At 49.2% G+C, this 6,058-nt stretch carries 6 protein-coding genes; all 6 read right to left on the reverse strand.

The window, feature by feature from the left end; all coding sequences use genetic code 11:
• Positions 1 to 30: 30 nt before the first annotated feature.
• Positions 31 to 1,032: a tryptophan--tRNA ligase gene (gene trpS, locus Absy_RS05745; protein ID WP_048853780.1), complete on the reverse strand. Its 1,002-nt coding sequence runs from the start codon at positions 1,030 to 1,032 to the stop codon at positions 31 to 33.
• Between the two features lie 223 nt (positions 1,033 to 1,255).
• On the reverse strand, positions 1,256 to 1,756 hold the full coding sequence (locus Absy_RS05750) for an FKBP-type peptidyl-prolyl cis-trans isomerase (protein ID WP_048853781.1): 501 nt from the start codon (positions 1,754 to 1,756) through the stop codon (positions 1,256 to 1,258).
• 42 nt (positions 1,757 to 1,798) lie between these two features.
• Complete coding sequence (locus Absy_RS05755) at positions 1,799 to 3,040, reverse strand: argininosuccinate synthase (RefSeq protein ID WP_048853782.1); 1,242 nt, start codon at positions 3,038 to 3,040, stop codon at positions 1,799 to 1,801.
• A 119-nt stretch (positions 3,041 to 3,159) separates the two neighbouring features.
• A complete protein-coding gene (gene rlmN / locus Absy_RS05760; RefSeq protein WP_048853783.1) occupies positions 3,160 to 4,374 on the reverse strand; it encodes a 23S rRNA (adenine(2503)-C(2))-methyltransferase RlmN in 1,215 nt (404 codons plus the stop codon).
• Positions 4,375 to 4,490: 116 nt separating this feature from the next.
• Entirely contained in the window at positions 4,491 to 5,066 is a 576-nt protein-coding gene (locus Absy_RS05765; RefSeq protein WP_048853784.1) for a hypothetical protein, read from the reverse strand.
• A gap of 138 nt (positions 5,067 to 5,204) precedes the next feature.
• Positions 5,205 to 5,945: a TlyA family RNA methyltransferase gene (locus Absy_RS05770; protein WP_048853785.1), complete on the reverse strand. Its 741-nt coding sequence runs from the start codon at positions 5,943 to 5,945 to the stop codon at positions 5,205 to 5,207.
• Between the last annotated feature and the right edge of the window lie 113 nt (positions 5,946 to 6,058).

Here is a 6,058-nt window from a genome sequence, read left to right on the forward strand (position 1 = left end):
AAATAGTGCAGCTTCTATCGAAGAAAATAATTATGCTGATTTTATAAATCCGACCAGTTTTTCGGCTTCCATTACAATGGGCTCTGCAATGGCCTGAGCACGCTGGGCACCATTGTGTAAAATCTGCACAAGATGCGCCTCATCCTGTAAAAGTTGAGATGTTTTAAGTGCAATGGGGGCAATTTCATTAACAACCACTTCAGTCAGAGCTGTTTTAAAAGGCCCAAAACCTTGACCTTGGTGTAAATTCAGCACTTGCTGAATACTCATACCAGACAAAGCCGCATAAATGGAAACCAGATTTTTAGCTTCTGGGCGGTTTACTAACCCCGAAGGATCAGATGGAAGTACATCTGCATCGGTTTTTGCACGTTTAATTTTTAATGCGATTGTATCGGCATCATCTGTCAATTCAATCCGACTTTGCGCCGATGGATCTGACTTGGACATTTTTTTTGTCCCGTCGCGCAAACTCATCACACGCGCAGCTTCTGGCGGAATAAGAGCTTCTACCTGCGGGAAAAACTCCACGCCGTAATCATGATTAAATTTTTGAGCTATATCGTTGGTTAGTTCAAGATGCTGTTTTTGATCTTCACCCACGGGAACACGAGTTGCTTTATATGCTAATATGTCTGCCGCCATCAGGTTGGGATAGACATACAGGCCGGCAGAATGATTTTCCCGATCCTTACCTGCTTTATCTTTAAATTGTGTCATGCGGTTCAACCAACCAAGCCTAGACACACAATTAAAAATCCAAGCCAGACGTGCGTGAGCCGATACAGCAGACTGATTAAACAGAATGTGTCGTTCCGCATCAATCCCAGATGCCAGCAAAATAGCTGCCTGCGTCAGGGTATGCTCACGTAGTTTTGCCGGATCCTGCCATACCGTAATGGCGTGCATATCAACAAGACAGAACACACATTCATGATCATCCTGGAGATTAACCCAGTTACGGATTGCACCAAGGTAATTCCCCAGTTGCGGAACACCAGAAGGTTGGATGCCAGAAAAAATACGTTGCATAGAGTTATCACTACTACCTGAAATGAAACAAAGTAACCAAGATTGCTGAGTGTTTATGGTTTTATGTAACGGGCTTTTACCATAATGCCACTCTCTCAAAAAACGAGGCTACTTTGAGGAATATAGTGGAGAGGAACGAACCAATCGACACCTGATGGCCCATTCCTTCCTTGCATAATACCACAACCATGCAAGGAAGAAGGGTAGGGGAAGTCGATATTCCCTACGGAGTATTATGTGTGTGTTCCACACCTAGAAGCTGAATGCGGAATACCAAGGGGCTATCAGACGGAATAACCCCCATGGATTTATGCCCGTAACCCAGTTCCGGTGGCACATACAGCATCCATGTATCACCCACATGCATTAAGGGCAGGGCTTCCATCCATCCGGCCACCAGACCATCTAACGGCATCTGCATATAAGCCCCGTTTCCATGCTGGTCCGAACCATCAAAGATGGACCCATCAGGCAAACGGCCCTCATAAATGAGCATCATAATATCCCCTTTACGGGGTTGCTCACCGTCTTTGGGGCCTGATTCGAGAACTTTATAAGCCAGACCGTCCTTAAGCACCTTCACACCCGGTTCCGAGCGTAACTTGGCCATTTGCTGCGCCGGTGTCAGCTCGACTTCTTCTGCCTTGTGTCCACCACAAGCACTCAGAGAAACGGCCAGACCAGCCGCTAGCATATACGGAACAAGAGAAAAACGACGGAACATGATGTTTATGTGCTCCCCTACAAAGTCTTAAAAAACTGCCGCTTAAAGAGCGCCACCCTTACGTCCGATTTGCGCACCAAGACGTAAACGCAGAGCATTTAGTTTGATAAAGCCCTGAGCGTCCTCCTGGTTGTATGCACCCTCATCATCTTCAAAGGTCACAACGCGCGTGTCATACAGGCTGTTGGGGCTTTCACGACCAACGCAAATAACATTGCCTTTGTATAACTTAAGCCGCACACGCCCAGACACTGAGTGCTGGGAGGCATCAATTAGAGCCTGCAACATACGGCGCTCGGGTGAGAACCATAGACCGTTATACAGAATGGAAGCGTAACGGGGCATCAGGCTATCTTTAAGGTGCATAGCCTCGCGGTCCAGAGTAATGGATTCAATGCTACGATGCGCTGTAAGCAGAATGGTGCCACCGGGCGTTTCATATACGCCACGGGACTTCATACCAACAAAACGATTTTCTACCAGATCCAAGCGACCAATGCCGTTGGCTCGACCGAGTTCATTCAGCTTTGTCAGCAATGCTGCGGGAGAGAGTGCAATGCCATTAATCGCAACCGGATCACCGCTGACAAAATCAATGGTAATTTCTGTCGCTTTGTCTGGCGCTGCTTCTGGCGCGATAGTGCGCTGAAAAACAATCTCTTCCGGTGCTACGGCCGGGTCTTCCAGCATCTTACCTTCTGACGAAGAATGAAGCAGATTGGCATCGACAGAGAAGGGCGCTTCGCCACGTTTGTCCTTTGCAATCGGAATCTGATTTTCTTCAGCAAAAGATAGCAGACGGGTGCGGGATGTCAGATCCCATTCCCGCCAGGGCGCAATGACTGTAATATCTGGCTTAAGAGCATAATATGCCAGTTCAAACCGAACCTGATCATTCCCTTTACCTGTCGCACCATGAGCAACGGCATCGGCTCCAACGGCTTCGGCTATTTCAATCTGGCGTTGCGCAATAAGGGGGCGAGCGATGGAGGTCCCCAGCAGGTACTGCCCTTCGTAAAGGGTGTTGGCACGGAACATCGGGAAGACAAAATCCTTCACGAATGTCTCGCGAAGATCTTCTACAAAGATTTCCTTGACCCCAAACATTTCGGCTTTTTTGCGCGCGGGCTCCAGCTCTTCTCCCTGCCCAAGATCCGCCGTAAATGTCACGACTTCGCAGCCATAGGTTTTTTGCAGCCATCTCAGAATAACGGACGTATCCAGCCCCCCAGAGTAAGCCAGAACAACCTTTTTTACGTCTTTTTTGGCGGAAGTCGCGCCCATGCACCTAATCTCCTGAACACTTTGATTTGCAGGTTTGTCTTTCTCCTATCACCGAGAAAGACTTGGAACCAGAGCGCTTTGCCCGCGAAGCGAACTCGAGCAAAAAAAAATTACCTTATTTAGGAAGAATGACCATTTCTGGCGCGTTCGCTTGCGGTCTTTAATTGCCCACATGCCGCCAGAATATCACGACCACGCGGCGTTCGAATTGGAGATGCAAAACCTGCGTTCATAACAATTTCTGCAAATCGGTTTTGCTGTTCGCGCGTGGAGGGGCGATAGTCACTCCCCGGCCAGGGATTAAAGGGAATAAGATTAACCTTGGCCGGAATATCCGAGATCAGACGCACCAGTTCACGCGCATCTGCCTCACTATCGTTAACACCACGCAGCATAATGTATTCAAATGTAATCCGCCGGGCATTACTTGCAGCCGGGTAACGGCGGCAAGCGGCAAGAACTTCTTCAATGGGATATTTACGATTGAGCGGCACTATCTCGTCCCGCAAATCATTCCTTACAGCGTGGAGTGACACTGCAAGGTTAATACCCAGCTCATCTCCGCACCGATCCATAAGCGGCACGACACCTGATGTAGAAAGTGTGATCCGGCGACGTGACAGACCAATCCCCTCACCATCCATAATAATACGCATCGCTTTAGCGACATTTTCATAATTATAGAGTGGTTCACCCATACCCATCAGAACGATAGTGGACAGCAGGCGAGGGGTGTCTCCCTTGGGGCTAGGCCATTCCCCATAAGAGTCGCGTGCAGCCATGAACTGACCGACAATTTCCGCAGCTCCCAGATTACGCACCAGTTTTTGTGTGCCTGTATGACAGAATGTGCATGAAAGCGTGCAACCAACCTGTGAAGAAATGCAAACAGCCCCACGATCTTCACGCCGGTCAGGAATGTACACAGTCTCTGCTTCCTGCCCATCACGAAAACGAAAGAGAAACTTCCGCGTTTCATCCTGAGAGGTTTGAACAGTTGTTGCCAGAGGTCGGGCAATCACGAATTTTTCTGCGAGTTTTTGCTGAAGCGGCTTGGCTATGCTGCTCATAAGCGAAAAATCTGTAACACCCTGATGATAAATCCAGTGCCACAACTGCTTGGTCCGGAAAGGTTTTTCGCCTATTTCAACCAAAATCTCCGTCAATTCCTCGCGTGAAAGACCAACAATATCCCGCCGTCCATCTGCTGTCACAGGGGATGGAGGGCTGAATAATGCGGCTTTTGCCAGAATACGGGCACGCTCATCTGCATTCAGCGCGGTAACCGCAGCGGCATCGGCAGGGACTGAAGCAGAAGAAACTGAAGACGACATGACGGTGATGCACTGTTTCAAAAAATGAAGAGAGGGGGCTTATAACAAAAAAAGAGGCTGACAGATACCAGCCTCTTTCTCTTTATTCCAACCAGCTCATATCTGCAGGCATAATTTTACTGGGTGGGAGCGTGATTCTGATTTTTTAATGCATCTTGGAGCCAAGATGCCATGGTCATTTTGGATGTATCGACATTATCCAAAATCATACCAATGGTTTGGGCCGAATAAGCATCCGGTTTTGTATCCCCCGAAATAGGGAATGACGGGCGAGCAATTTCGATCGTTAGCGCAGGACCAGCCGTTTTATCACCCCCCATACTTGCAGGAGCAGGCGTATCTTCCTGAATGTCAGCAACAACCGACAGCTTTGTAGCTTCCGGATTTTGCCCAAAATAAAGATAAGCATAGGTTGCCGCAGCAGAAAGAACGTCTTTTACCGTCTGACGGTAAATATCCGCCGCACCAGATACCTCCCCGACATGCAGGGTTGCTGGATCAGCTTTAATTCTGAGCGTGCCATTCTGCATATCATCTTGCAGCACCAGTCCATCCTGCTCATATCCACGAAGCAGAACACTCCCTGTTTCTGTTTGAACAGAGGCAGAAGGATGGTGAACTGGAGCTGCCCACACGAGCGAACTAGAAGTAAGCAGGAAGGCCGCGCCAAACAATGTTGTTATTTTGCGCATGATGTTGAGTTGCTTCCCCTGAGATGAACTGACTTATGTATGATCTCAGAGAATTGTGGCAAAAAAACTGGCCACCTGCCATGCAAAAAACGGGATGCGACGTGAAAATATAATTTAAGATTTACGCACTACACTTTTTCATGCTTCACGCCGCGCTGCTATAAGGAATTCTTTATTTCCTTCCGGCCCTGTGATCGGACTAAGCTCTATACCCAGCACCTGCCAGCCCGGCAGATTGTTCCACCAGTTGTATATACTGGCACAAACACTTTCATGCACAAGAGGGTCACGCACCACTCCTTTAGCACCAATCTGTTCACGTCCAGCTTCAAACTGCGGTTTTATTAACGCTACAGCCCACGCATTCTCGGCGGCCAATTGCAAAGCTGCCGGTAAAACAGTCCTGAGACCAATAAAGCTTGCATCACAAACTACGACCTCTGGTGCCACTGGAATCAGTGTGCTGTCCAAATAACGGGCATTACATTTTTCCAGCACGCTAACCCGCGGGTCTGAACGCAGTTTCCAGGCTAACTGCCCATGGCCCACATCCACAGCATAAACATGCTCAGCCCCATGCGTCAGCAGAACGTCCGTAAAGCCCCCGGTGGAGGCTCCAACATCCAAGCATTGCCGCCCTTCTGGCGAAAGGTGGAAATGCTCCAGAGCATGAGCAAGTTTGCACCCACCTCGGGATACCCATGGATGCTCCTGTCCCCGCAGTTCCAAAGGCGCATCGTCCGAAAGCTGGTCTCCTGCCTTGGAAATGCGCTTGGTCCCACTAAAAACAAGACCAGCCATAATCAAAGCCTGCGCTTTGGTACGGCTTTCAACCAGTCCACGGTCCACTAATATCTGATCGGCGCGACGACGAGCCATATGCTCAGCCCGTCCTCTCTTCCGTCAGCTTAACACCCAGCGCATTAAGTGCGGTTGCGACGATGTGGGGGGCGGAGAGCCCTGCCTCGTCATACTGCGCATCCTGCGTGTTG

Source organism: Acetobacter syzygii (assembly GCF_000964225.1).
Taxonomy (GTDB): domain Bacteria; phylum Pseudomonadota; class Alphaproteobacteria; order Acetobacterales; family Acetobacteraceae; genus Acetobacter; species Acetobacter syzygii.